Origin of the sequence: Streptomyces sp. ISL-94 (assembly GCF_018614075.1) — a bacterium.
GTDB lineage: Bacteria > Actinomycetota > Actinomycetes > Streptomycetales > Streptomycetaceae > Streptomyces.
The window spans coordinates 1-24,683 of record NZ_JAGGOZ010000037.1 but is presented as its reverse complement, the minus strand read 5'-3'; the positions used below and the strand labels follow the sequence as shown (position 1 = coordinate 24,683).

General features: G+C 72.7%; 15 protein-coding genes. 6 read left to right on the top strand and 9 right to left on the bottom strand.

Annotated elements, in window-relative coordinates; all coding sequences use genetic code 11:
- Window positions 1-50 precede the first annotated feature (50 nt).
- Window positions 51-1,052, bottom strand: a complete 1,002-nt coding sequence (locus J7E94_RS14065) for an asparaginase (RefSeq protein WP_215015465.1) — start codon at window positions 1,050-1,052, stop codon at window positions 51-53.
- Between the two features lie 119 nt (window positions 1,053-1,171).
- On the opposite strand from J7E94_RS14065, the gene J7E94_RS14060 reads away from it, so the two are divergent.
- From J7E94_RS14060 to J7E94_RS14045, 4 genes are all read left to right on the top strand, one after another.
- The gene (locus tag J7E94_RS14060) at window positions 1,172-1,627 is read left to right on the top strand and encodes an Lrp/AsnC family transcriptional regulator (protein ID WP_215015463.1); all 456 of its coding nucleotides are present in this window, start codon (window positions 1,172-1,174) and stop codon (window positions 1,625-1,627) included.
- A 31-nt stretch (window positions 1,628-1,658) separates the two neighbouring features.
- On the top strand, window positions 1,659-3,770 hold the full coding sequence (locus J7E94_RS14055; RefSeq protein ID WP_215015461.1) for a protein kinase: 2,112 nt from the start codon (window positions 1,659-1,661) through the stop codon (window positions 3,768-3,770).
- A gap of 70 nt (window positions 3,771-3,840) precedes the next feature.
- Complete coding sequence (locus J7E94_RS35655; protein WP_215015459.1) at window positions 3,841-5,154, top strand: serine/threonine protein kinase; 1,314 nt, start codon at window positions 3,841-3,843, stop codon at window positions 5,152-5,154.
- A 5-nt stretch (window positions 5,155-5,159) separates the two neighbouring features.
- Complete coding sequence (locus J7E94_RS14045; protein ID WP_215015457.1) at window positions 5,160-7,358, top strand: PQQ-binding-like beta-propeller repeat protein; 2,199 nt, start codon at window positions 5,160-5,162, stop codon at window positions 7,356-7,358.
- Between the two features lie 6 nt (window positions 7,359-7,364).
- Here J7E94_RS14045 and J7E94_RS14040 read toward each other — a convergent pair whose 3' ends face one another.
- From J7E94_RS14040 to J7E94_RS14005, 8 genes are all read right to left on the bottom strand, one after another.
- Window positions 7,365-8,072: a methylmalonyl-CoA mutase family protein gene (locus tag J7E94_RS14040; protein ID WP_215015456.1), complete on the bottom strand. Its 708-nt coding sequence runs from the start codon at window positions 8,070-8,072 to the stop codon at window positions 7,365-7,367.
- A gap of 35 nt (window positions 8,073-8,107) precedes the next feature.
- Complete coding sequence (locus J7E94_RS14035) at window positions 8,108-8,896, bottom strand: carbon-nitrogen hydrolase family protein (protein ID WP_215015455.1); 789 nt, start codon at window positions 8,894-8,896, stop codon at window positions 8,108-8,110.
- Window positions 8,893-10,305 carry a class I adenylate-forming enzyme family protein gene (locus J7E94_RS14030; RefSeq protein ID WP_215015454.1) on the bottom strand — a complete coding sequence of 471 codons (1,413 nt, stop codon included), beginning with the start codon at window positions 10,303-10,305 and terminating at the stop codon, window positions 8,893-8,895. The genes J7E94_RS14035 and J7E94_RS14030 overlap by 4 nt, the downstream gene beginning before the upstream one ends.
- Window positions 10,306-10,433: 128 nt before the next feature.
- Window positions 10,434-11,078, bottom strand: a complete 645-nt coding sequence (locus J7E94_RS14025; RefSeq protein ID WP_215015453.1) for a thioesterase domain-containing protein — start codon at window positions 11,076-11,078, stop codon at window positions 10,434-10,436.
- A gap of 183 nt (window positions 11,079-11,261) precedes the next feature.
- Window positions 11,262-11,972: a 4'-phosphopantetheinyl transferase superfamily protein gene (locus J7E94_RS14020; RefSeq protein WP_215015452.1), complete on the bottom strand. Its 711-nt coding sequence runs from the start codon at window positions 11,970-11,972 to the stop codon at window positions 11,262-11,264.
- A complete protein-coding gene (locus J7E94_RS14015; protein WP_215015451.1) occupies window positions 11,969-12,823 on the bottom strand; it encodes a metallophosphoesterase in 855 nt (284 codons plus the stop codon). The genes J7E94_RS14020 and J7E94_RS14015 overlap by 4 nt, the downstream gene beginning before the upstream one ends.
- Complete coding sequence (locus tag J7E94_RS14010; protein ID WP_251056644.1) at window positions 12,823-15,705, bottom strand: helix-turn-helix transcriptional regulator; 2,883 nt, start codon at window positions 15,703-15,705, stop codon at window positions 12,823-12,825. Before J7E94_RS14010 ends, J7E94_RS14015 begins: the two co-directional genes overlap by 1 nt.
- A gap of 67 nt (window positions 15,706-15,772) precedes the next feature.
- Complete coding sequence (locus tag J7E94_RS14005; protein ID WP_215015447.1) at window positions 15,773-16,522, bottom strand: thioesterase II family protein; 750 nt, start codon at window positions 16,520-16,522, stop codon at window positions 15,773-15,775.
- 410 nt (window positions 16,523-16,932) lie between these two features.
- Between J7E94_RS14005 and J7E94_RS14000 the strand changes: the two genes are divergently transcribed.
- Together J7E94_RS14000 and J7E94_RS13995 are read left to right on the top strand one after the other, a co-directional pair.
- Window positions 16,933-17,868, top strand: a complete 936-nt coding sequence (locus J7E94_RS14000) for an ACP S-malonyltransferase (RefSeq protein ID WP_251056642.1) — start codon at window positions 16,933-16,935, stop codon at window positions 17,866-17,868.
- A gap of 86 nt (window positions 17,869-17,954) precedes the next feature.
- Window positions 17,955-24,683 (top strand): SDR family NAD(P)-dependent oxidoreductase (locus tag J7E94_RS13995; protein WP_374224439.1); only part of this gene is annotated, 6,729 nt, incomplete at its 3' end.

Here is a 24,683-nt window from a genome sequence, read left to right as displayed (position 1 = left end):
CGGTTTCTGCGGAGCCCGCCGTGACTTCCCTGACCAGGGGAGTCGTCCCGTCAGGCTTCGACCAGGACCGATCCGGCCGAGGACAGCGTCTGGCGCAGGAGCCGGGTCTGCTGCGCGGGGTCGTCGCTGCCCAGCAGGGCGGAGAGCACGGCGATGCGCGCCTGGCCCGCCCGGAGGGTCCCCGTCGGCACCGCCCCGGCCGCCACCAGGTCCACCGCGCCGCCGTGGGTGTAGATCTCGGTGACCGGCCCGGCCGTGACCCGCGTGGTCAGGGCGACCAGCACCCCGCGCCCGACGGCCGCCTTGACCGCGTCCACGATCTCCGGGGTCGCGTTGCCCGCGCCCGTCCCGACCAGGACGATGCCCCGCGCGCCTGCCTCCACGGCGGCGTTCAGCAGCACCGGGTCGCCGTCGGCGTGGTGCACCACCACGTCCACGCGCGGCGGAAGTTCCGGCATCGCCGGCAGCGGGAGCGGCTCGGGCCGCTGGGGTGCGCGCAGGACGGTGACCTTGCCGAAGCCGATCTTCCCGAACAGTTCCTGGGAGGGGTCGGCGAACGCGTCCAGCGCCACGGCCTGGGTCTTCACGGTGCCGCGCGCGGCGTGCACCCGGCCCGCGAAGGCGATCAGCACGCCCAGCCCGCGCGTGGCGGCGGCGGTGAGCAGCGCGTCGTACAGGTTGCCCGGCCCGTCCCCGTCGGCGGTGCCCATGGGCCGCTGGGAGCCCGTGAACACGACGGAGCGCGCGTCGTGGTGGTGCAGGTCGACGAGGAACGCCGACTCCTCGAGGGTGTCGGTGCCGTGCGTGACGACGATGCCGTCGACGTCGGGATCGGCGAGCACCTCGTGCACGGTCCGCAGGAGGGTGAGCTGGTGGGCGGTGGTGAGCCGGGGGCTGTTGACGCTGAACAGGTCGACCAGCTCGACGGTGATGCCCTCGGGCAGCGGCGCCGTGGCCATGACCTCGCTGCCGTCCGCGTCCGCCGCGAAGCCGGAGCCCTGCCAGCGGCTGGCTATCGTCCCGCCGGTGCTGATGACGACGATCCGTCCCATGGCCGTGGCCGCCCTTCCTCGTACGTATGTGCTGAAAGCAGCAATGATAGGGAGATCTACGCGCAATGCGATTGCTTCTTCGACCTCGCCCGTAACATTGGGTGGGTGATAATTGCGTGATGGACGCCATTGACCGGGATATCTTGCGTGAGCTCCAGGCGGATGGCCGCCTCAGCAACCAGGAGCTCGCCCGGCGCGTGGGCCTCACCCCCTCCCCCTGCATGCGCCGGGTGCGCCAGCTGGAACAGGACGGGGTGATCCAGGGCTACCGCGCCGTGATCTCCCCCGAGGCCGTGGGCCGCGGCTTCGAGGTGCTCGTCTCGGTGGAGGTGCGCCGCGACCGTGCCGCCGTCGAGGCGTTCGAGGCCGCCCTCCAGGACATCCCCGACGTCATCGAGGCCTACCGCCTCTTCGGCAGCCCGGGCTGCCTGCTGCGCATCGCCGTCGCGGACCTGCGTGCGTACGAACGCCTGTGGATCGAGCAGCTGACGGCCCTCTCGGGGGTCACCGAGGTCAACTCGCAGATCATCATGAAGCGCATCAAGGAACCGACCGGCCTGCCCGTCGAACGCTGACGCGGCCCGGCCCAGACAGGAAGCAGCACTCGTGGAACCACTCGGCACCGGCGACCCCGTCCGCCTCGGCCCGTACCGCCTCCTCGGCGTGCTCGGCGCCGGCGGCATGGGCAAGGTCTACTTCGGCCGGGACGCGGACGGCCGGACCGCGGCGGTCAAGGTGCTGCTGCCGGAGCTCGCCCACGACCCGAACCTCGCCCAGCGCTTCGTCCGCGAGGCGCACACCGCCCAGGCCGTCACCAGCCCCGGCGTCGCCCGCGTCCTGAACGCGCGCAGCGAGGACGGCAACCGGCCCTGGATCGCCACCGAGTTCCTGTCCGGGCCCACCCTCGACGACGCCGTCCAGCGGTTCGGGCCGTTCGACCCGGACGGCATACGCGCGCTCGCCGCTTCCCTCGCCGCCACCCTGCGGGACATCCACGCCGCGGGGCTGGTCCACCGCGACCTGAAGCCGGCCAACATCGTGCTCACGTCCGCGGGACCGCGCGTCATCGACTTCGGCATCGCACGCCCCGAGCACGGGCTGACGCTCACCACCACCGGCCAGGTCCCGGTCACCCCCGGCTACGGCGCTCCGGAGCAGGTGCTCGGCCGGCGGGTCGGTCCGGCCGCGGACGTCTTCTCGCTGGGCGCGGTGCTGGCGTACGCGGCGACCGGCCGGCGCGCCTTCGACGGGACGCACGTGGCGGCCGTCCAGTACGAGGTGGTGCACGGCGAGCCGCAACTCCGCGGCGTGCCGGACGCCTTGAGGCACCTGATCGCGCCCTGCCTCGCCAAGGATCCCGCGTATCGCCCGTCCACCGACCAGATCGCGGCCGCCTTCGCACCGCCGCGCGGAGCGAACCGCGTCTGGCGTACGGGGCCCCTCGCCCAGGACATCGCCCGCCGCGGCACCGAGGCCGAGCGGCAGGCCACCCTCCTCGTACAGAACCCCGGAACGGGCCCCTCCCGCAGGCGGCTGCTGCGCGCCTCGCTGTCCGCGGGCGGCGTCCTGGCGGCGGGCGGCGGCGCCGGGGCCTGGTGGCTGCTGCGCGACGAACCCCGGGCGCCGCTCGTACCCGGACTGGCCAGTGGCGCGGAGCCGCTGCCGCTGTCCGCCGCTCAGTCCGGCAAGCCGCCCAAACCCCTGTGGGGGCCGCTGCCGGTGGCGGCGCAGGCGGTGGACGGGGTGGCCACCACTCCCCTGTCCCTCCGCGACGTGGTCATGTTCGCCTCCAAGGACGGTGGCCTGGCGGCCCGTCTGACACGCACCGGCCAGGAGAAGTGGCGGCTGCCCGACATCGCACCGGAGGCCGGCCTCCTCGCGCTGGCGGAACCGCTGTTCGCCGCCGCGGACGTCAACGGCGCGCTCCGCGTCCACGAGGCCTCCACGGCCAAGCTCCAGTGGTCGCTGCCGGGCGCGGAGGCCAGCCGGATCCTGACCGCGGACACGGACTACCTCTACGTGGTGACCCGGGGCGGCCGGCTGCGCGCGGTGGACATCAAGCGCCAGACGATCCGCTGGACCGTGCCGCTGCCCGCGACCGCCGTGGCGGGCGCGGGGCCCCGGGCCGCCGTGGGAGGCAGCACCCTCGTCGTCTTCGGCGCCGAGGGCACCGTGCGCGCCTTCTACAAGGAGTTCGGGGACCAGACCTGGGAGATCGAGGGCCAGGCGACCTCCGCCATTGATCCGCTCGTCGTGGAGGTCAAGACTCCCGGCGACATCTCCTACACCGTCTTCCTGGGCGGCCGCACCCTGACGGCCCGCACGATGGTGGGCGGCGACGAGCTGTGGAAGGCCGCCGCCTCCGGTGAGCCGCGCCACGGCGCCGGCGGCTGGGGCGCCCCGATGCGGGACGGCACCAACCTGATCTGCGCGAACGGAACGACGCTGGCCGCCGTCACCACCGACGGCAAGGAGCTCCCGGCGCGCGGCCGTGCCCACCGGGGCCCGCTTCCGCACACCCCTCTCGTCCGCCAGGGCCAGACGCTCTGGGCGGTCGAGGGCGAGGGGCGGGGGGTCTCGGCGTACTCCGCCACGGACGGCAAGCGGTTGTGGACCTGGGCGGGTGGTTCGAGCGGGCCCTGGGCCATGTCCGGTGCCGGGAACCGGGTCTTCCTCGTCAACGACGGCAGGCTCACGGCCATGCCCACCGTCGGCTGACCCCGTGCCGGGCGCCCGCGCGATCACCGCTTAGGCTCGGGGCCGGACCACCACCCGGGAGAGCGCGCGCATGGAACGCCTACGCCACGACGACCCGTCGCAGATCGGGCCGTACGTGACCCTGGCCCGGCTCGACGCCGATTCCGCCGAGCGGACCGTTCCCGAGCGCCGCTACCTCGCGCGCGGCGGGGACGGGGAGCGCACCGTCCTGGTCTGCGTGCCCCCGGTCGGCGCCGATCCTTCCCGGTGGGCGGTCGAGGCCGAGCGCGCCCGGCGGCTGTCCGTTCCGGGGTTCCTGCCCGTCGCGGAGGTGGGCGGCTCGGCCGGCTTCCCCTGGTACGCGGCCCCCTACACCCCCGCGCTGCCGCTGCCGGCGGTGCTCGCCGCGTACGGCGGACCGCTGCCCGAGGACACCGTCCGCAGGCTGGGCGCCGCGCTCGCGCAGGGGCTGGCCGCCGCGCACGCGCAAGGGGTGGCGCACGCGGGGCTGTCACCGGCCGCCGTGCTGGTCACCCCGGGCGGGCCGCTGCTGACGTGCTTCGGGGCCGCGCGGGCGGGGCTGGCCGGGCCCGACCCGGGCTGCCTGGCTCCGGAGCAGGCATGGGGCGAAGCCGAGGCCTCTGGGCCGGCCGGGGACCTCTTCGCGCTGGGCGCCGTACTGGCGTACGCGGCGACCGGCCACACGGTGCCGGAGCAGAGCGAACTGCCGCCCGGGCTGCGGCGGCTGGTGGGAGCATGCCTGGCCCGCGATCCGGCGGACCGGCCCGGGTCGGCGCAGGAGCTGCTGCGCGAGCTGGCGGAACCGACCGCGAAGGCGGCCCCGTCGGGCCAGGCGGCACTGGCCCGACCGCTGGCCCCGGCCGGACCGGCGGCACCGGCCGGACCGGCGGCATGGGGCAGACCCGCAGGACCGGCAGGACCGCTGGCACCGGCAGGACCGGCGGCATTGGGCGGACCGGCAGGACCGCTGGCACCGGCAGGACCGGCAGGACCGGCGGCACCGGCAGGACCGGCGGCATGGGGCAGACCCGCAGGACCGGCAGGACCGCTGGCACCGGCAGGACCGGCGGCACCGGCCGCACCGGCTGGACCGGCAGGACCGGCGGCACCGGCAGGACCGGCGGCACCGGCCGGACCGGCGGCATTGGGCGGACCGGCGGCACCCGCAGGACCAGTGGCACCCGCAGCGCCGGCGGGTCCCGTGCCCGGTGGCGGCTCGGCGTGGGATCCGCGGCTGCCGGCCGCGACGGCCCTCGACCACGCCGCTCCCCCACCCCTGCCCGGCCGCGTGGTCGCCGCGCTCGCCGCCCAGTCCGCCGCGCTCCTCGCCGCGGAACTCCCCGTCCCGCAGCAGACGTTCGCCGCGACCGAGAAGGTGCACTGACCCCGATGCCCCTCGCCCCGGCACCCTTCACCCCCTTCACCCCCTTCACCCCCTTCACCCCCCTCACGCACGACGATCCGCAGCACCTCGGTGACTACCGGCTGCTGGCCCGGCTCGGCAGCGGCGGCATGGGCACGGTCTACCTGGCCCGCTCGGCCGGCGGACGTACGGTCGCGCTCAAGACCGTGCACACCCGGATCGCCGCCGACACCTCCTTCCGCACCCGCTTCCGGCTGGAGTCGGACGCGGCACGGGTCATCGGCGACCGCTACGGGGCCCGCGTGTTCGGCGCCGACCCGCTGGCCGCGACGCCCTGGCTGGCCACGGAGTACGTGCTCGGGCCGCAGCTCGACGAGGCGGTCCGGCTCAGCGGTCCGCTGCCCGAGCCGTGCGTCCGGTCCCTGGGCGCGGACCTCGCCCTGGCGCTCGGCCGGCTGCACCGCTCGGACGTGGTGCACCGCGACCTCAAGCCGTCCAACATCATGGTGACGGCCGCCGGCCCGAAGGTCATCGACTTCGGCATCGCGCGCGCCCTCGGCGACGAGCGGCTCACCAGCGCCGGTACCGCGGCCGGAACGCCGGCCTACATGTCGCCCGAGCAGGCCGGCGGACTCGAACACACCCCGGCGGGCGATGTGTTCGCACTGGCGGGCGTACTCGTCTTCGCGGCGTCCGGACACGGCCCCTTCGGCGGCGGGCAGGCGGCGGACCTGCTCTACCGGGTGCGGTACGCGGAGCCCGATCTGACCGGCGTACCGGCGGACCTGGCGCCGCTGCTGGCGCGCTGCCTGAGCAAGGACCCGGCGCTGCGGCCCACGACGGCCGAGCTGGCGCGGCTGCCGGCGGCCGGCGGAGGCGTGTTCGCGGACGGGCTGCCCCAGCCGGTGCTCGCGGACATCGCCCGCCGCAGCGCGGCGGTGTGGCAGGAGCCGCCGAGCCGTCTTCCGGCTCCCGCCGGGGAGCCGGCGCCGGTCGTGGCGGCCGGCATGTCACGCCGCGGGCTGTTCACCCTCGCCGGGGGCGCGGCCGGCGCGGCGGCGCTCGCCACAGCCGGTGCCCTGTGGGCCTGGCCCGACAGGCCCGCAGGCTCCGAGCAGCCCGTCCTCCCCGCAGGGCCCTCCTCGCTCTGGAAGATCACCATCACCGGCCCCCGGGTGGACTTCGCACCCCTGTGGGTGGACGACGGCCTCGTCCTGGCCACGGGGAGCGTGGTCCAGAAGGTCGATGCGGCGACGGGCGGGTACCGGTGGGACGAGAACCTCGTTGGTCCCTGGCGCATGGCCACCGACGGCGAGGAGCTGTATGTGCTGCCGGAGCCGGAGACCGAGACGGCCAAGGACGCCCGGACGAAGGCGCTCACGGTGGAGAGATTCCCCCGGACCGTCGTCAAGGGGAAGCCGCTCGTGACGCTCGACGCCTTCGACGCCGCCCACAAGCTCGGCCAACTCCTGTGCGTGGACGGGGACACGGTGTACCTGTCCGCCAAGTCGGCCACCGGCCCGGAGTGGTTCCTCGTCGCCGCGAGCCTCAAGTCCGGCCGCGAGCTGTGGCGTCAGCCGACGGCGGCGCCCTCCGAGCGCGCATCGTCCCCCGCCCTCGTCCGCGGCAAGGTCGTCAAGGGCGGCCTCCTGCTGTGCCGCCGCTCGGAGGCCGGCGAATCCCTCGGCCTGTCCCTGCACGACACCGCCACCGGCGCCAAGCGCTGGGAGAGGGCCGCCCTGCCGGTCACGGGCGCGATGCCCGACGCGCCGGCCACGGACGACGACCACGTGTACCTCGGCTCCGACACCCTCCAGGCACTGCGGCTCACCGACGGCGCGACGGCCTGGTCCTTCGGTGCGGGGCGGGACACGGGCAGCAAGCCGTACGGCGTGCGCCGCTACGGGATCCCGACCGTACAGGGCGGCGTCGTCTACACCGTCGAAAGCGCCCGCGGCCTCGTCGCCGTCGAGGCCCGCAGCGGCGCGGAACTCTGGTCGGAGCAGCCCCTGAAGGACACCACCGCCGACGGCGACGTCGCCCCGGTGGTGGTCGGCGGACTGGTCCTCACCATGGACAAGATCGGCCTGCGCGCCGTCGACTCCCACTCCCACAAGGCACTCTGGCGCTACCCGACGACGGCGGCAGCCCTGACGGCCGACCCGGCCGGCAAGCGGGTCTACGCCCGCGAGGAGCGCATCGCACTCGCCCTGCCGATCGGCTGACCCCGGTCAGCCCCAGGCCGCGCGCAGGGTGGCGCAGACTTCGCCGAGCGTGCTGCCCGTGCGCAGTGCGTCCTTCATCGGGTAGAGCACGTTGTCGGTGCCCTCGGCCGCCTTCCGTACATCCGTGAGTGCCGCGTCCACGCGTTCGCAGACCCGCCAGGCGCGCAGCTTCGCGAGCCGCTCCTCCTGCCGGGCCGCGATCGCCGGGTCCGGGCGGGTGTGGGGCTCCCGTACGGACGCGTACGAGGGCTCGGCCGCTCCCCGTACGTCCCACCCCGGCAGTTCGGCGGCGCAGTACGCGTGGAGGTCGGCGGCCAGTCGGCGCGCGGGCCCCGGCGGGAAACCCCAGTGGGGCTTCGGGGGCTCGGCGTGCCGTACGACGCCGGCCAGTCTGCCGGGCAGGACGCCCTGCTCCTCGCCGACCAGCTGGTACATCAGCAGCAGCGGCGCAGCAGGCACGCCGGCCGTCAGCGAGGTGGAGATGCCGTCCAGCGGGATCCCGCGGAACAGCACCCGCATGTCGTCGACCGAGTCGACGGTGACACCGGCCCGGCCCACCTCGCCTCGGGCGGGTGGGGCGTCGCTGTCCCAGCCCAGCCGTGTGGGCAGGTCGAAGGTCACGGACAGGCAGGTGACGCCGGTCGCCACGAGCTGCTGGAGATGGGCGTTGGATCGGGCGGCGGAACCGTACCGGGCGTCCTGCTCACGCAGCATTCTCGTGCCTCCGTAGGTCTGCCTGGTGGACCATGTCAGCCGTCCTCGCCGTACAGTTCGGGCCTGCGGTCGCCCAGATAGGTGGTCGCCGCGCGGGCGGCGGCGATGACCCCGGGTTCGATGTCGGCGAACAGCAGTTCTTCCCCGCCCCCTTCCACCGTCAGCCGTGTTCCGTCGGGCGCCGCCACCGTGGTGAGTCCACAGAACTCCCTACCCTGTCCGCCGCCGATCCAGTTGGTGTACGCGATGTACAGCTGGCTCTCGAAAGCCCGCGCGGGCACCAGGGTGCGGGCGACGAACTCCCACGGGCGGGCCAACGCGGTCGGCACCAGCAGCAGTTCGGTGCCGGCGACGGCGTGGGCCCGAACGGCTTCCGGGAACTCCACGTCGTAGCAGATCAGCAACCCGACCCTCAGGCCTCCCAGCACGGTCTGTACGACACCGTCGTGGCCCGGGACGAAGCGGGCCCGCTCGCCCGCCCCGAACAGATGGGCCTTGCGGTAGGCCAGCAGGCGTCCGTCGGGGGACGTGATCATGGCGGAGTTGTACACCGTGCCGCCCTCGGACTCCGGCCAGCCGTGCACCAGGGAGATGCCCGCTTCGCGCGCGATGGCGGCGATCGCCGCGCTCTGCGTGCCGTCCACCGGTCCGCGGGCCTCGGCCAACGCGCTGGTGGTCAGGGGGTAGCCGCCCACGGACATCTCCGGGGTGACCAGCAGCTCGGCTCCCCCGTCGGCCGCCTGGCGGGCCGCGGTGCGCAGCCGCTCCAGGAACCGTTCGAGCCCCCCTGCTTCGGGGAACGCCTGCCAGCAGGCGACCCTCATCGGCGGCGCTCCTCTGCGAGTTCCTTCAGCCGGATCTTGTCCGGCTTGCCGTTGCGGTTGAGCGGGAAGCGGTCGAGGGTGACGACCTGGTTGGGCTGCTCGAACTCGGGGAGCGCCTGCTTCAGCCGGTCGCGCCAGACGGCGGCGCCGAGGGCCTCTTCGTCCTCCACGAAGAAGACGAGGTGGGAGCCGCGTGCCGGGTCGGGGAGGGCCACGATCCTGGTGGAGCAGCCTGCGGCGGCGGCCTTGCGTTCGATCAGCTCGGGGTAGAGCGTGTAGCCCATGCGGGAGACCGCGAGCTTGCGGCCCAGCACGTACACGTTGCCGTGCGCGTCGAGGTAGCCGAGGTCTCCGGTGCTCTGCCAGCCGCCGGGGGCCGGGATGAGGCCGCCGTCCTCGTCGAGGTGGCCTTCCAGCGCGTCGGGGGTGTCGACCTCGATCTCGCCGGACTGTCCGGCGGGTACGGGCAGCCCGTCCTCGTCGACGACCCGGAGCCGGATGCCCTCCATGGCGCGCCCGCAGGACACCGGGTTCTCCAGGGTCGCGAAGGCGATGTTGCCCAGTTCGGTACTGCCGTAGCTGTCCAGCAGCGGCATGCCGAACTCCGCCGCGTACCGGTCCACGAGGCTCTGGTCCAGCGGCGCCGCTCCGACGCAGAACATCCGGACCCGCTCCACTTGGGCCCGCAGCAGGGGCATGCGCTGCATCATGTTCAGCATGCTGTGGTAGCTGGCGGGGGTGGCGTCCAGCACGGTCGCACCGGCCTGGCCCGCCATCAGGAGCGAGCGGTCGATCCGCTTGTACGGGGCGATCACCAGGGAACACTGGACCAGCCAGGCGATGAGCACCATGGAGAGACCGTACTGGTGGGAGAACGGGAGCAGCGGGACGAGCACGTCGTCGGCCCGGTGGCCGACCTGCTCGGCGTTGCGTTCCAGATTCTTCAGGAATTTCCGTCCGGACTTCACGACGCCCTTCGGCGATCCGGTCGAGCCCGAGGTCCACATGATGAGGGCGTCCGGGAGGTCGCACCAGGTCTCGAACGACAGCTTCCGGTCGATGGAGTCCCGGCCGGCCGCGGAGACCAGCAGCTCGTACAGGGTGATCGCACCCAGGTCGGCGTCCACCGGGGCATCGCCGTCCACGAAGATGAGCTTGGCGCCGGTCCGCTTCGCGATCCGGCGCGTCTCCTCGGCGTGTTCCTTCTGGTCGATGAGGACGATCGAGGCACCGGCGTGCATGAGGCCGAAGAGGGTGCCGAGATAGGCGGCCGAGTTCCCGGCCTTGAGGATGACCCGCTGGCCGGGAGTGACGCCGTGCTCCATGAGTACGTCCGCAATGCGGAGTGCGCCGGCCTCGAATTCGTCCAGGGTCTGCACAGAGTCGGTGGCGAATATCTTCGCTGTCATTTTCGACACGCTTCCTTCCTCGCATCCGGACGTGACTGGGGTGCAGCACAGGGTTTCCGGTTACCGCCCGGGAAACTATGGTTTCCCGGGCGGTTTCCGGGAACCCCTAAGCTCACCCCTAGCCACCCTTATCGAATGCGCCCCCTCGGCACGTACTCCACGGGATCTCTGATCGGCGGAGAGGCGGCGGAGAGAAGCTCGTCGTGAATGAGGTTGGCGACCTGCCGCTGGTTGGATTCCAGCAATCCGTGTACGCCGGGAAACAGCTCCAGGTCGAAGGAGCCGCTGGTGCATTCGCTCCACTCCTCGACGTCCGCCCGCGCCGGCTCCTCGGTGGAATCCCCCGCGAGGGCGACGATGCGGCAGCTGAGTCGGCCCCGCTCCCGGCGGTCCTCGCGCGAGGGGGCCCGCCGGCCGGCGACGAAGAGGGTGGCGGGGACGGGGCCGCCTGCGCGCTCCATCCGCTGGGCCACGCGATAGGCCAGGTAGGCGCCACTACGATGGCCGAAAAGAGCCAGCGGCAGGTCGGTCCACTCCATCAGGGAGACCAGGGCCTGATCGGCCAGGTCCTCGACGTCCCTGATCCGGGTGGGCGCGCCGTCGCCGCAGGATTCGAGGTACTGGAAAGGCAGGACTTCCACCGTGGGCAGCAGCAGCCCGGAAAGCCCGAGGTAGTAGCGGGGAGGATCGAGAATGTGCGGAAAGCAAGCCAGCCGGTACTTGCCGGGCTCCGTCACGCAGTAGGTCCGCATGAGGTACGTGTCATCGGGCACGGCGGAAAACAAGTTCGATCCTTCCGAAACGCGGCAAGTCGGACGCAAGCGGCTCCGGCCGGTCACGATACGACTAAATATGCCGCGCTTCGTCAACTCCGGGGTCGATTACAGGGTGGAGATCTTTCGGCGCCTCCCTTAAGGGTCGACTGGGGTTCCGTCAGGCCGGGGAAATAGTTACCTTCACTTAGGAAGAGCGGTTTCCGGGATCACGGGCAGCGTCGCCACGGTGACGATGATTCCCTTACGGGCCAGCCAGCGACCGCTGAACCTGGTCACCGGCCGCCCGTCCCCCGTCCAGCCTTGGAAGCGCATCCGTGCGGTGAACGTCCCCGCCGCCTCCCCCTCGGGAGTGGTTCCCGAGGGGGAGGCGGCCAGGACGTGGATGGTGGCGTCGGGGAAGTCGATCTCGGTGCCCGTCAGCGGGAACCACGCCTTGTAGACGCTCTCTTTCGCGCTGAACAGCAGCCGGGGCCAGTGCACCCCGCCGGAACGGGGCGCCGCGCTCACCCAGGCCCGCTCCCCGGCCGTCGCGATCGACTCCAGCACCCCGTCCGGCAGGGGCAGGTTGGGTTCGGCGTCGATGCCGATCGCGTGGACCTCCCGGGTCCGGGCCACCGCGGCGGCCCGGTAGCCGGCACAGTGCGTCATGCTGCCGACCACCCCCTTGGGCCACCGCGGCACGTTCCTGCGGCCGGGCAGCACGGGAGCCGGCGGCAGGCCGAGGCCGGCCAACGCGGCGCGCGCGCAGGCCCGTACGGTGGCGAACTCCTGCTTCCGGGCCTCCACCGCGTTCTGGACCAGGGCCCGTTCCTCGGCGTACAAGCCGTCCCACCCGTGGTCCTCGAAGGCGTCGGCCGCGACGACGCCTGGGGGCACCAGTCCGGCGATCACCACTCCACCTCGGGCGCGTCGTGGGGCAGGATCTGCCGGAGCAGACCCTTCGGGTGGCCTCGGCGGCGCCACTCGCGCGGGTAGCCGACCGAGACCTCCTCGAAGCGGACCCCGTCGTACCTGGTGGTCCGCGGGATGTGCAGATGCCCGTAGACGACGGCGTACGTGTTGAACCGGGTGTGCCAGTCCGCCGTGGCCTCGGTGCCGCACCACTGGGCGAACTCGGGGTGGCGCAGGATGTCCGTCGGCGCCCTGAGCAGCGGGAAGTGGTTGACCAGGACCAGCGGTACGGCCGGGTCGTGTGCCTCGAGCCGGCTCCGCGTCCACTCCACCCGGGCCCGGCACCAGTCGTCGCGGCTCGCGTAGGGGTCGGGGTGCAGCAGGTACTCGTCCGTGCACACCACCCCCTGGGCGTGGGCAGCCAGCAGCGACTCCTCCTTGGTCGCCGTGCCGGGCACCCGGAAGGTGTAGTCGTAGAGCAGGAAGAGGGGCGCCACCGCGACCGGGCCTCCGGGGCCCGTCCACAGCGGGTACGGGTCCTCGGGGGTGACCACGCCCAGGTCCCGGCAGACCTGGACGAGATACCGGTAGCGCTCCTCGCCGCGCAGCTGGACCGGGTCCTCCTTGACCGTCCACAGCTCGTGGTTGCCCGGCGCCCAGATCACCTTGGCGAACCGTCCCGCGAGCAGCGCCAGCGCCCGTTCGATGTCGGGGCCGAGTTCGGCGACGTCTCCGGCCACGATCAGCCAGTCCCCGGCGGTGACCGGCCGCAGGGACTCCAGGATCGGCTGGTTGTCCGCCATCCCGACGTGCAGGTCGCTGACGGCGAGCAGTCTCGGCTCGGGCGCCATCAGCCCGCCGCCACGCTGGTCAGGTCGGCGAGCTTGGTCGGCAGATCGCGCCGCCGCTTCACACAGAGCTTGCGGTAGATCCTGGTCAGGTGCTGTTCGACGGTGCTCACGGTGATGTAGAGCTTCGCCGAGATCTCCCGGTTGGTCAGCCCCTGCGCGGCGAGCACCGCGACCCGGTTCTCGGCCTCGGTCAGTACGGAGTCCCCGCTCTGGGCCGCGTCCGCGTCCGCGCCGGGCTCCGCCGACCGTCCTTCGGGGCGGGCGTGGGAGAGCCAGCGGCACACCGGCTCAGCTCCGCCCGACTTGGCCAGGTGCCAGGCCCGCCGCATCAGCGTGCGCGCCCGGCCGTAGTCCCCGGCCTCCTGGCAGACACTGCCGAGTTCGGCGAGGGCCAGGGACAACTGGAGCTGGCTGCCGCTCCTTTCGAGGATGTCGACGGACTGCTGCAGCGCCGCCATCCGGGAGGCGAGGTCACCGGCGCTGCTGCCGAGCACCCGCAGCGTGCGCCCGCGCAGCTGCGGCTGGCAGCGGGTGACGCGCTGGAGCTGCGCGGAGGCGAGCTGGTGGGCGGCCTCCGGGTTGCCGAGGCACAGCCACGCCTCCGCGGCGTCGGTCCGCCACGGCACCAGGCCGGGCCGGTCCATGTCCCATTTCCGTACGAGGTCCCCACAGGCCAGGAACTCGCCGAGCGCCGCCTGATGACGGCTGGTCGCGAGGTTCCAGAGCCCGCGGGCCCGGCGGTACTGGAGACCCGGCAAGGTGTCGACCAGCCCGTCGGGAACGCGCCGTGCGAGCAGGTCCCGCGCGTCGTCGAAGCGGCCCATCCCGGTGAGGGCCTGGGCCCGGGTGGCGATCGGGAACGCCACGCCCAGGCCCCAGCTCCGCATGGACATCCTGCTCAAGGCGGTACCGGCCAGGTGGTCGGCACCGCTCAGGTTGCCGCGCCTGAGCTCCAGCTCGGCCCGGACGGACATCAGCACGGCCTGCCAGGACGGCGCGCGCATGGCGGCGCATTCGCCGATCAGGCGCTTGCACCAGAGTGCGGCCAGTTCGAGCTGATCACCGAAGATCAAGGCCCACAGGGCGAAGACCAAGGGCTGAATGGTGCTGTCGCTCAGCGAGTAGCGCTGGAGGACGAAGAGGGCCTTGTCCGGGGTGCCCTCCGAAACCGAGGCCGAGACGGCCTCGGCGGCCTGGGCGTACGGGTCGTCGGCGTAGCCGGAACGCGGCTGGGCCGGCATCGCCGGCAGCGCCGGGGCACCCGGTACTGCCGGACTCGGCGCCTTCGGGCTCGTCATCCTGGTGCGCAGCCCCGGGCTGACCATTTTCAGCCAGGACCGCGCTCCGGCGAGGCCGCCGGCCGCCTCGGACCCGGTGCGGGCATCGGCCTTGGACAGGTGCTCGGTGATCTCGGCCGCCCGCTCCAGCTGCCCCGACCAGACCAGTTGGGACACCGGTACGGCCACATCCGCAGGCGGGACCAGCCCGGCCTTCATGTCCGCGGTCAGCCGGTCGAGGTGCTCCTCGGCCGCCGCGGGCAGCGTCCGCCACACCAGCCCGGCGAGCCGCAGCCTGATGGCCGCCTGGCGCCGCTCGTCCGTGCCGGCGGACATGGCCGCCTCCAGGCACCGGCGCGCGAGCTCCGGGTCACCACTGGCGAGGGCCTGTTCGGCTGCCTCCTCCAGGACGGCCGCACTCCAGGGTGCGGGCCGGTGCGGCAGGCGCAGCAGGTGCGCCGCGACCTCGCAGGCGGGCGCGCCCTCTTCGTGCAGCAGCCTGGCCGCCTTGTGGTGGAGCTCCATGAGCTCCACCACGGGCGTGGCGTCGTAGATGGTGGCCAGGGCCTGGGAGTCCCTGATGCCGCTTCCCTCAGCCACCCCGCACAGATTGAGCGAGCGCAGGGCCGACTCGACGTCCAGCGTGTCGCTTTCGAGCAGGCGGCAGAGCCGGCCGGTCGTGGTCTGGCTGCCCAGGACGGCGATGGCCTGCGCCACGGCCAGGCATTCGGCGCCGCAGCGGTACAGGCAGTCGAGGAGGGCCTCGCCGTAGGTCTCGGAGCGGACGACCCTGAGCGGGGTGCCCTCCGTCTCGGCCGTGGTCCGGTAATCGGCCACGAGAGCGTTGACGAGCAGCGGGTTGCCGCCCGTGACGTCGTGGAACTCTGCGGACAGCCGCGCCGCGGTGGCAGGTGTGAGCTGGTCCGCGAGGATCTCCCGGGTGTCGGCCAGTGACAGCAGCTTCAGCGGGATGCGCTGGAAGTGCGGCTGCTGGGCGAGCTCGGAGCGGTACCGGAACGCCTTCGCCCAGTGGCGGGTGGTATCGGTCAGTACGATCAGCACCCGTTCGTGGCGGATGCCGCGGGCCAGGTGCAGGATGAAATGCAAGGACGCGTCGTCGCCGTGGTGGATGTCGTCGGCGGCGACGACCAGTGTCCGGCTGCCGGTGGCGGCCAGCAGGACGGTCGCCAACTGCGGTATGACGTGCGCGTACCTCGCGCGTGAAGGGTCGGCTGATGCCCATTGCATCAGTTCGTCCGCGTCTGCGCGCGCCTGAGGTGCCAGAGGCGCGGTCTGGAACATCCTCTTCAGCAGTGCGAAGGGCACGTTCCGTTCCGGCTGGGAGGCGGCACCGTCCAGCAGCAACGCCCCCGCGGCGTTTGCTTCGTTCGTGAAGTGTGCGAGCAGCAGCGTTTTCCCGCTGCCGACTGCTCCTGTGATCAGGGCTACGCGTCCGGACGCCTGATGGGCGTCATCGAGCAGCGACCTGAGTTCTTCCAGTTGTCCATCGCGATCTGTCAGCTTCGCGGACAGCAACAACGTAAATCTCCCCCGTGGATCAGCCCGTGCCCAGCTCAGTGTCGGTGAGCGGCACGGACATGTCATTCAGCACGCAATAGTTGAACTTTTGCCCTTCGTGTTCCCTCTCTTCGCAGGGCCCCGTTGGTGGTGGTCAGGCTGAAAACAGTCGATCGGAAATGACCGAAACAATCTCCTTCTGCTGGGCGGCCAGATAGAAGTGCCCGCCGGGGAAGACCTTTCGGCCGAAGCCTCCAGACGTATGGGCGGACCAGGCGTCCGCGTCGGCCACCGCCACGCGCGGATCCGCGTCGCCCGTCAGCGCGGTCATCGCCGCCCGGACCGTGGCACCGGGTTCCGCCCGGTAGGTCTCGATCGCCTTGTAGTCGCCGCGCAGCGCGGGCAGCGCCATGCGCAGCAGCTCGTCGTCCGCCAGTACGGCCGCGTCGGTGCCCTGGAGCGCCAGCATCTCCCGCACGATGCCGTCGTCGCCGGCCAGGTGCACGCGCTCGTCCCGGTGCAGGGAGGGGGCGCGGCGGCCCGACACGAAGAGGTGCTCTGGCGTGAAGTCGTACTTGGCCTCCAGGATCCGCGTCACCTCGAACGCCAGCGTGGCACCCATGCTGTGGCCGAAGAGCGCCGTGGGGCGGTCGAGCCAGGGCTCCAGTACGGCCGCGATTGCGTTCGCGAGTTGGCCGATATCCTCGATGCACGGCTCGTGGCGCCGGTCCTGCCGCCCGGGGTACTGGATGGCCATGACGTCCACGGCGGGCGCCAGCGCCTGGGACATCGGGAAGTAGAAGCTGGCCGAGCCGCCCGCGTGGGGCAGGCAAACCAGCCGGACAGAACTGCCGTCAGCCGGGTGAAACCGGCGAATCCAGCTGGCCTCTGATGCTTCTGTCACGGTATCGCTGACACCCTTTCAGTGGTGGGATCAGGCCTGTGTCACATTTTGACAGCAGTGCGCTGGGAGTTGGTTGGCGCATGCTAGTCACGCCCACGGAAAAGGCACCACCCCTTACTCCGGGGGCCCCGTGGCCGAAAACCTACATGACGACTACACGGATCCTGGACGCTCGACAAGACGGCCCGGTTCCACCCCCTATGCGGCCCCCTCCACTTGAGCTTCATTTGACGTTTCGCGCGGGGGTCTAGGGGTGTCTCTAGGGGTTTGGCCGGAGGGCCAACTCGCCTACGCTCGACGAGTACTGGCCAGATCCCTGCCTCGCCCCGCGCCCCGTCGCGGCGCCGGGCCGGATGCCGATAATCGTCAGACGCCGGCCCGCGCCCCCGGTGCGGAGGCAGAGGAGAACCATGTCGAGCACAACAGCAATGGTCTTTCCCGGCATGGGGCCTTCGAACTTCTCCGAAGTGGGGAAGTTCATGGTCTTGGACCCGTACGTACGCCGCCGCCTGAAACTCGCGGACGAAGCGCTCGGGTTCAGCCTCATGGACCGCTTCTACGAGGCAAAGAGCGACTACTCCGAGTACACCCAGGCCGCTTTCCTCGTGAACTCCCTGGCCTTGGCCGACCGCGCGGTGGACACCCTCGGAATACGCCCGGCCGTCTGTGTGGGCCCCAGCTTCGGCCAGAAGGCCGCCACGGTCTACGTGGAAAGCCTCGACTTCGCCGACGCCCTGCGGATGACCATGGAAATGGCGCGCTGCGAGGAAGAGTTCTTTGCTTCCGTTTACTCCGACGTCGTCACACAGTCCGTCGTCCGCACCCCCGGCGACCGGCTGGAGGAGCTGATGGCGGGACTTCGCGAACGCGGCGAACTGTGCGAGGTGTCCGGCCGGCTGGACCACAACTTCTTCCTCGTCAGCCTGCGCGAGAGCGCGCTCGACGAGTTGAAGGCCGGCGTCCGGGACATGGGCGGGTACTCGATGTACACCATGCGCCCGCCCGTGCACGCGCCCGCCTTCGGGACCCTGCGCGCCAAGGCGGAGCGCGAGGTCCTCGACCGCTACGAGGTCCGGGCCCCGTCACTGCCCGTCATCGCCGACCAGGACGGCTCCGTCGTCGAGACCGCGGACGCGATGCGGACCATGCTGCTGGACACCTTCGACCGGGCCATCCACTGGCCGGACGCGGTGGCCGGCCTGCAGCGGCTCGGCGTGAAGCGACTGGTCGTCGCCGGGCCCGACAACCTCTTCCGCCGGCTCGACTGCACCACGAAGAACTTCGAGGTGCTTGCTTTCGATCCGAAGAGCACCGTCAAGCAGCTGACGACCCCGGTAAGGGTGTGAATCGGGGCCCGGACAGGGGGCTTTAGGGGTGCGAAAGAGCTCGGCCCGCTGCGTAGTCTCAACAGTGGATCGGCGTCCGCGATCACGTGCGGCTGAGCTCTGGAGTGGAAACGATGCAAGGTGGATCCGGCGAATTCGGTACGCGTTCGGAAGCGGCCCGCGAGGGAACGTCGGAGGGGAATTACCAGCTTCGGGAAATTCTCGCCGCATCGTCTCCCTACGAACAGCGGCGGGCCCTTCTGTCGCTCATCTGCGGAAACGTTGCCGACATTCTGCAGCGCCCGGCCGACGAGATAACTCCCGACCGGTCCTTCCTGGACCTCGGTTTCGGTTCCCTCGCGGCCGTGGAAATGAACCGCCGCCTGGCCGACGCCACGGGACTCGACCTCCCGGTCGGCGCCGTCTACGACCACCCGACGCCGCGCGGCCTGGCCGAGCACCTGCTCGCCGAACTGTCGGGAACCACGGAGATGTTGCCGGCCCCGGCCGCCGCGGTACCGGCCGCTGATCTCGAAGACCCCATCGTGATCGTCGGCATGGGCTGCCGCTTCCCCGGCGGGGTCGGCTCCCCCGACCAGCTGTGGGAACTGCTCGCCGACGGCAAGGACGCCGTGACGGAGTTCCCCGTCAACCGCGGGTGGGACCTGGACGCCCTCTATGACCCGGACCCCGAGCACCACGGCACCAGCTACACCCGGCACGGCGGATTCCTCCACGAGGCCGACGAGTTCGACGCCGCCTTCTTCGGCATCAGCCCGCGTGAGGCCCTCGCCACCGACCCCCAGCAGCGCCTGCTGCTGGAGACCGGCTGGGAGGCACTGGAGCAAGCCGGCATCGACCCGGTCTCACTGCGCGGCAGCCGCACCGGAGTGTTCGTAGGCGCCGAGACCCAGGAGTACGGGCCCCGCCTGCACGAGGCCGAAGCGGGCCTGGAGGGCTACCTGCTGACCGGCAACGCGGCCAGCGTCGCCTCCGGGCGGCTGGCCTACACCTTCGGGTTCGAAGGCCCCACCATGACCGTGGACACGGCCTGCTCCGGCTCCCTGGTCGCCCTGCACCTCGCCGTGCAGGCCCTGCGACAGGGCGAGTGCACCCTGGCCCTGGCCGGCGGCGTCGCCGTCATGTCCGGCCCCGGCGGCTTCCTCGCCTTCAGCCGGCAGCGCGGCCTCTCCCCCGACGGCCGGTGCAAGCCGTTCGCGGCCGCCGCCGACGGCACCGGCTGGTCGGAGGGCGCGGGTGTCCTCGTACTGGAGCGGCTCTCGGACGCCCGGCGGAGCGGGCACCGTGTGCTCGCCGTCGTACGGGGCACCGCGGTCAACTCCGACGGCGCATCCAACGGCCTGACCGCGCCCAGCGGTTCCGCCCAGCGCCGGGTGATCCGCCAGGCCCTGGACCACGCCGGCCTGGCCACGACCGACATCGACGCCGTCGAGGCCCACGGCACCGGCACGACCCTCGGCGACCCGATCGAGGCGCAGGCCCTGCTGGCCACCTACGGTCAGGACCGGCCCGAGGACCGCCCGCTGTGGCTCGGCTCCATCAAGTCCAACATCGGGCACACCCAGGCCGCCGCCGGCGTCGCCGGCGTCATCAAGATGGTCATGGCCATGCGGCACGGTGTGCTGCCCAAGACCCTGCACGTCGACGAGCCGACCCCACACGTCAACTGGTCCTCCGGCGCTGTGCGCCTGCTCACGGACAGCCACGCATGGCCCGAGACGGGCGGCCCCCGCCGCGCGGCCGTGTCCTCCTTCGGCATGAGCGGCACCAACGCGCACGCCGTCATCGAGCAGCCTCCCGCCGAGCCCGCGGCGCTCTCCGCCGAGCCCTCCGCCGTGCCTTCCGTGGCCGACGGCGTCGCCCTGGCCCACCCGCTCTCCGCGGCCTCGGAGGAGGCCCTGCGCGGACAGGCCCGGCAGCTCGCCGCGTTCCTGGCGGAGCGGCCCGGGATCCGCGACGCGGACATCGCCCACTCCCTGGCCGCCACCCGCGCCCACCTCCCGCACCGCGCCGTCGTCGTCGCCGACGACCGGGCCGGGCTGCTGCGCGCCCTGGAGGGGCTGGCCGCCGACGGCGAGGCCGCCGACACCGTGACCGGCACCCCGGCCCAGGGCGGCACCGCCGTGCTCTTCACCGGTCAGGGCAGCCAGCGGGCCGGCATGGGACGGGAACTGTACGAGGCCTTCCCGGTGTTCGCCGCCGCGCTGGACGAGGTGTGTGCCGCGCTCGACGCCCACCTGGACCACCCGCTGCGCGCCCTGATGTTCGCCGCACCCGGCACCGCCGAGAGCGCTCTGCTGGACGAGACCCGCTACACCCAGCCCGCGCTGTTCGCCCTCGAAGTCGCCCTCTACCGGCTCGCGCAGTCCTGGGGCGTGCGGCCGGACTACCTGGCCGGCCACTCCATCGGCGAGCTGACCGCCGCGCACCTCGCCGGGGTCATGAAGCTTCCGGACGCCGCCCTCATGGTCACCGCGCGCGGCCGGATCATGCAGGAACTGCCCGCCGGCGGCGCCATGCTCGCGGTGGAAGCCTCCGAGGACGAGATCGCCGCACTCCTCGCCGGCCGTGCCCACGAGGTCGCCGTCGCGGCCGTCAACGGCCCGTCCTCCGTCGTGCTCTCCGGCACCGAGGACGCCGTACGGGAGATCGCCGACGCGTGGAAGGCACGGGGCCGCAAGGTCCGCAGGCTGAGCGTCAGCCACGCCTTCCACTCCCCGCTGATGGAGCCGATGCTCGACGAGTTCCGGTGGATCGCCCGCGTCGTCGACTACGCGCCCCCGACCGTGCCCGTCGTCTCCAACCTGACCGGCCGTAGCGCCACCACCCAGGAGCTGTGCTCGCCCGAGTACTGGGTCCGGCACGTCCGCGAGGCCGTCCGGTTCGCCGACGGCATCTCCTTCCTCGGCAACCAGGGCGTCACCACCTTCCTGGAACTCGGCCCGGACAGCGTGCTCTGCGGCATGGGCCAGAGCTGCGTCGATGCCGACTCCCCCGCCATGTTCACCCCCTCCCTGCGCGCCGACCGCCCCGAGGTCCACACCTTCACCTCGGCCATCGCCCGGCTGCACGTCCGCGGCGCTCGGGTGGACTGGGCCGGCATCCACGCCGGCCGCTCGGCGCACCGCACGGACCTGCCGACGTACGCCTTCCAGCGTCGGCGGTACTGGCTCGACTCCGCGGTCTCCGGCACCAACGCCTCCCGGCTCGGGCAGCTCGCCACCGGCCACCCGATGCTCGGCGCGGCCGTCGCGCTGCCCGACACCGGCGGTGTCCTGCTCACGGGCCGGATCTCCCTGCACAGCCACGCCTGGCTGGCCGACCACGCCGTACTGGGCACCGTACTGCTTCCCGGCACGGCCTTCGTCGAGCTCGCACTGCGGGCCGGGGACGAGGCCGGCTGCGACCGGCTCGACGAACTGACGCTGGCCACCCCCCTGGTCCTGCCGGAGCGCGGCGGTGTCGCCCTGCGCGTGGCCCTCGGCCCGGCCGAAAGCTCGGGCAGCCGCGAGCTCACGATCCACTCCCGCCCCGAGGGCGCCCTCGGCGAGGAGGAGTGGACCCTGCACGCGACCGGCCTGATCGGAGCCGGACCGGCCGCAGCGGTCGCAGGCCGGCAGTCGGAGGCGGGCGCCGTCTGGCCGCCCGCGGACGCCGAGCCGATCGACGTGTCCGGTTTCTACGCCGCTCTCGACGCCGGGGGCTACGGCTACGGGCCCACGTTCCGGGGCGTACGCGCCGCCTGGCGCAGTGGCGACGCGATCCTCGCTGAGGTCGCCCTGCCCGAGGAGAGCGCGGACAGCGCCGCCCGGTTCGGGCTGCACCCCGCGCTCCTCGACGCGGCCCTGCACACCACCAGCCTGCTGGACCCCGAGGAGGGCGGCGTGCTGCTGCCCTTCTCGTGGAGCGGGGTGTCCCTGTCCGTGACCGGCTCGTCCGTACTCCGGGTACGGCTGACCCGTACCGGTGAGGACGCCGTATCGCTGACCCTGTCCGACACGGCCGGCGCGCCCGTGGCCGCCGTCGACAGCCTGACCCTACGGCCCGCGTCGGCCGATCAGCTGGCCTCCGCCTCGGTCAAGTACCACGAATCGCTCTACGTCGCGGACTGGACGGCCGTACCCGCCGGATCCGGTGTACCCGCCGACTGGGCCGTCGTCGGAGCCGACACCCTCGGGCTGGCCGACGGGCTCCGGGCCGCGGGCGTCCGGGTCACGCAGTACCCGGACCTCGACCAGGCTGCCGCCGGCTCCGGGGACGCCCCCGAGACGGTCGTGCTCGCCGCCGACGGACTCGCGCTGCCCGACGGCGACCTGGCCGCCGGTGTGCACCACAGCGTCGGCGCCCTCCTGGAGCAGCTCCGACAGTGGACCGCCGATGCACGCTTCACCGACGGAAGGCTCGTCGTCGTCAGCCGCCGCGCCGTGGCGGCCGGCACCGACGCGGCCCCCGCGGACCTGGCCGCCGCACCCGTCTGGGGGCTGGTCCGCTCCGCCCAGGCCGAGCACCCCGGCCGGATCACGCTCGTCGACCTCGACTCCACCGGGTCCGCACAGAGCCTGCCCCTCGCCGTGGCCACCGGGGAACCCGAGATCGCGGTCCGCGACGGGTCGCTGCTGGCCCGGCGGCTGAACCGGGTCCCCGTTCCCGCCGAAGCAGACGGCTCCGACACCGCTGCCGTCGACGGGGACGGCACCGTCCTCATCACAGGCGGCACCGGCGCCCTCGGCGCCCTCGTCGCCCGCCACCTCGTCACCCGGCACGGCGTCCGGCACCTGCTGCTGACCAGCCGCCGGGGCACCGAGGCCCCCGGTGCCACGGAACTCATCGCGGAACTGTCCGGGCTCGGCGCCCGGGTGGCCGTCGCCGCCTGCGACGCCGCCGACCGGGAGGCCCTCGCCGACACGCTGGCCTCCGTACCGGCCGCGCACCCGCTGACCGCCGTCGTGCACACCGCGGGTGTCCTCGACGACGCGCTGATCGGCTCGCTCACCCCCGAGCGGCTCGCCGCCGTACTGCGCCCCAAGGTGGACGCGGCCGTCAACCTCCACGAGCTCACCCAGGGCCTCGGCCTCTCCGCGTTCGTGCTCTTCTCCTCCGACGCCGGCGTCTTCAACGCGCCCGGTCAGGGCAACTACGCCGCCGCGAACACCTTCCTGGACGCGCTCGCGCAGCACCGGCACACGCTGGGGCTGGCCGCGACCTCCCTCACCTGGGGCTTCTGGGAACAGCGCAGCGGCATGACCGCCCACCTCTCCGACACCGACATCCAGCGGATGAAGCGCTCCGGCGCCCTTCCACTGCCGAGCGATGAGGGGCTGGAGCTCTACGACGTGGCCCAGCGCACGGGGCTGCCCGTGGTGTCGCCGGTCAAGCTCGACCTCGCCGCCGTGCGCGCGGCGGGCGACGTACCGGCCGTGCTGCGCGCCCTGGTCCGTACGAACAACCGGCGCGCCGCCCAGGAGCGGACCGGTGACACCGGCCGTTCCTTCGCCGAGAGCCTGGCCGCACTGCCCGAGGAGGAGCGGCTGACGGCCGCCCTGGAACTCGTACGCCGTACGGTCGCTCTCGTCCTCGGCCACGAGCGGGCGGACGCCATCGACGCCGAGCAGGCCTTCAAGGAGCTCGGCTTCGACTCCCTGTCGGCTGTCGAGCTGCGCAACCGGCTCACGGCGGCGACCGGACTGCGGCTGCCGGCCACGCTGATCTTCGACTACCCGACGCCGGGCGCCCTCGCCCGGGAGTTCGCCACCGAACTCGTCGGCATGGGGCGTACTCCCGCCGCGGCCGTGACCGGTGCCCGAGCGGACGCCGACGATCCCGTGGTGATCGTCGGCATGAGCTGCCGCTACCCGGGCGGGGTCGAGTCGCCGGAGGACCTGTGGCGGATGGTGACCGGGGCCGCCGACGGCATCAGCGGCTTCCCGTCGAACCGCGGCTGGGACGTCGAGGCGCTCTACGACGCCGAGCTCGCTCGCCTCGGTACCACCTATGTCCGTGAGGGCGGCTTCCTGCACGACGCGGCGGAGTTCGACCCGGCGTTCTTCGGGATCAGCCCGCGCGAGGCGCTGGCGATGGACCCCCAGCAGCGGCTGCTGCTCGAGGTCTCCTGGGAGGCCTTCGAGCGCGCCGGCATCGACCCCGCGTCCATGCGCGGCAGCCACACCGGTGTCTTCGCCGGTGTGATGTACGGCGACTACGCCTCACGCCTGCACGAAATCCCGCAGGACGTCGCCGACTTCGTCGGCAACGGCAACGCGTACAGCGTGGCCTCGGGGCGTGTCGCCTACACCTTCGGCTTCGAGGGTCCGGCCATCACGGTCGACACGGCGTGCTCGTCGTCGCTGGTCGCCCTGCACCTCGCGGCGCAGGCCCTGCGCCAGGGCGAGTGCACCATGGCCCTGGCCGGCGGTGTGACGGTCATGCCGACCCCGGACACGTTCGTGGACTTCTCCCGGCAGCGGGGTCTGGCGCAGGACGGCCGCTGCAAGGCCTTCGCCGCCGCGGCGGACGGCACCGGCTGGGCCGAGGGCGTCGGCGTGCTCCTGCTGGAGCGGCTCTCCGACGCGCGGCGCAACGGACACCAGGTCCTGGCCGTCGTACGGGGCTCCGCCGTGAACCAGGACGGCGCGTCCAACGGCCTGACCGCGCCGAACGGGCCCGCGCAGCAGCGGGTCATCCGCCAGGCCCTCGCCAACGCCGGCCTGACGACCGCCGACGTCGACGCCGTCGAGGCACACGGCACCGGCACGACGCTGGGCGACCCGATCGAGGCGCAGGCCCTGCTGGCCACCTACGGTCAGGACCGGGCCGAG

Coding starts and splice junctions, on each gene's coding strand:
- J7E94_RS14065 (WP_215015465.1), bottom strand. CDS start 1,052: ATGGGACGGATCGTCGTCATCAGCACCGGCGGGACGATAGCCAGCCGC.
- J7E94_RS14060 (WP_215015463.1), top strand. CDS start 1,172: ATGGACGCCATTGACCGGGATATCTTGCGTGAGCTCCAGGCGGATGGC.
- J7E94_RS35655 (WP_215015459.1), top strand. CDS start 3,841: ATGGAACGCCTACGCCACGACGACCCGTCGCAGATCGGGCCGTACGTG.
- J7E94_RS14045 (WP_215015457.1), top strand. CDS start 5,160: ATGCCCCTCGCCCCGGCACCCTTCACCCCCTTCACCCCCTTCACCCCC.
- J7E94_RS14040 (WP_215015456.1), bottom strand. CDS start 8,072: ATGCTGCGTGAGCAGGACGCCCGGTACGGTTCCGCCGCCCGATCCAAC.
- J7E94_RS14035 (WP_215015455.1), bottom strand. CDS start 8,896: ATGAGGGTCGCCTGCTGGCAGGCGTTCCCCGAAGCAGGGGGGCTCGAA.
- J7E94_RS14030 (WP_215015454.1), bottom strand. CDS start 10,305: ATGACAGCGAAGATATTCGCCACCGACTCTGTGCAGACCCTGGACGAA.
- J7E94_RS14015 (WP_215015451.1), bottom strand. CDS start 12,823: ATGGCGCCCGAGCCGAGACTGCTCGCCGTCAGCGACCTGCACGTCGGG.
- J7E94_RS14010 (WP_251056644.1), bottom strand. CDS start 15,705: ATGACATGTCCGTGCCGCTCACCGACACTGAGCTGGGCACGGGCTGAT.
- J7E94_RS14000 (WP_251056642.1), top strand. CDS start 16,933: ATGTCGAGCACAACAGCAATGGTCTTTCCCGGCATGGGGCCTTCGAAC.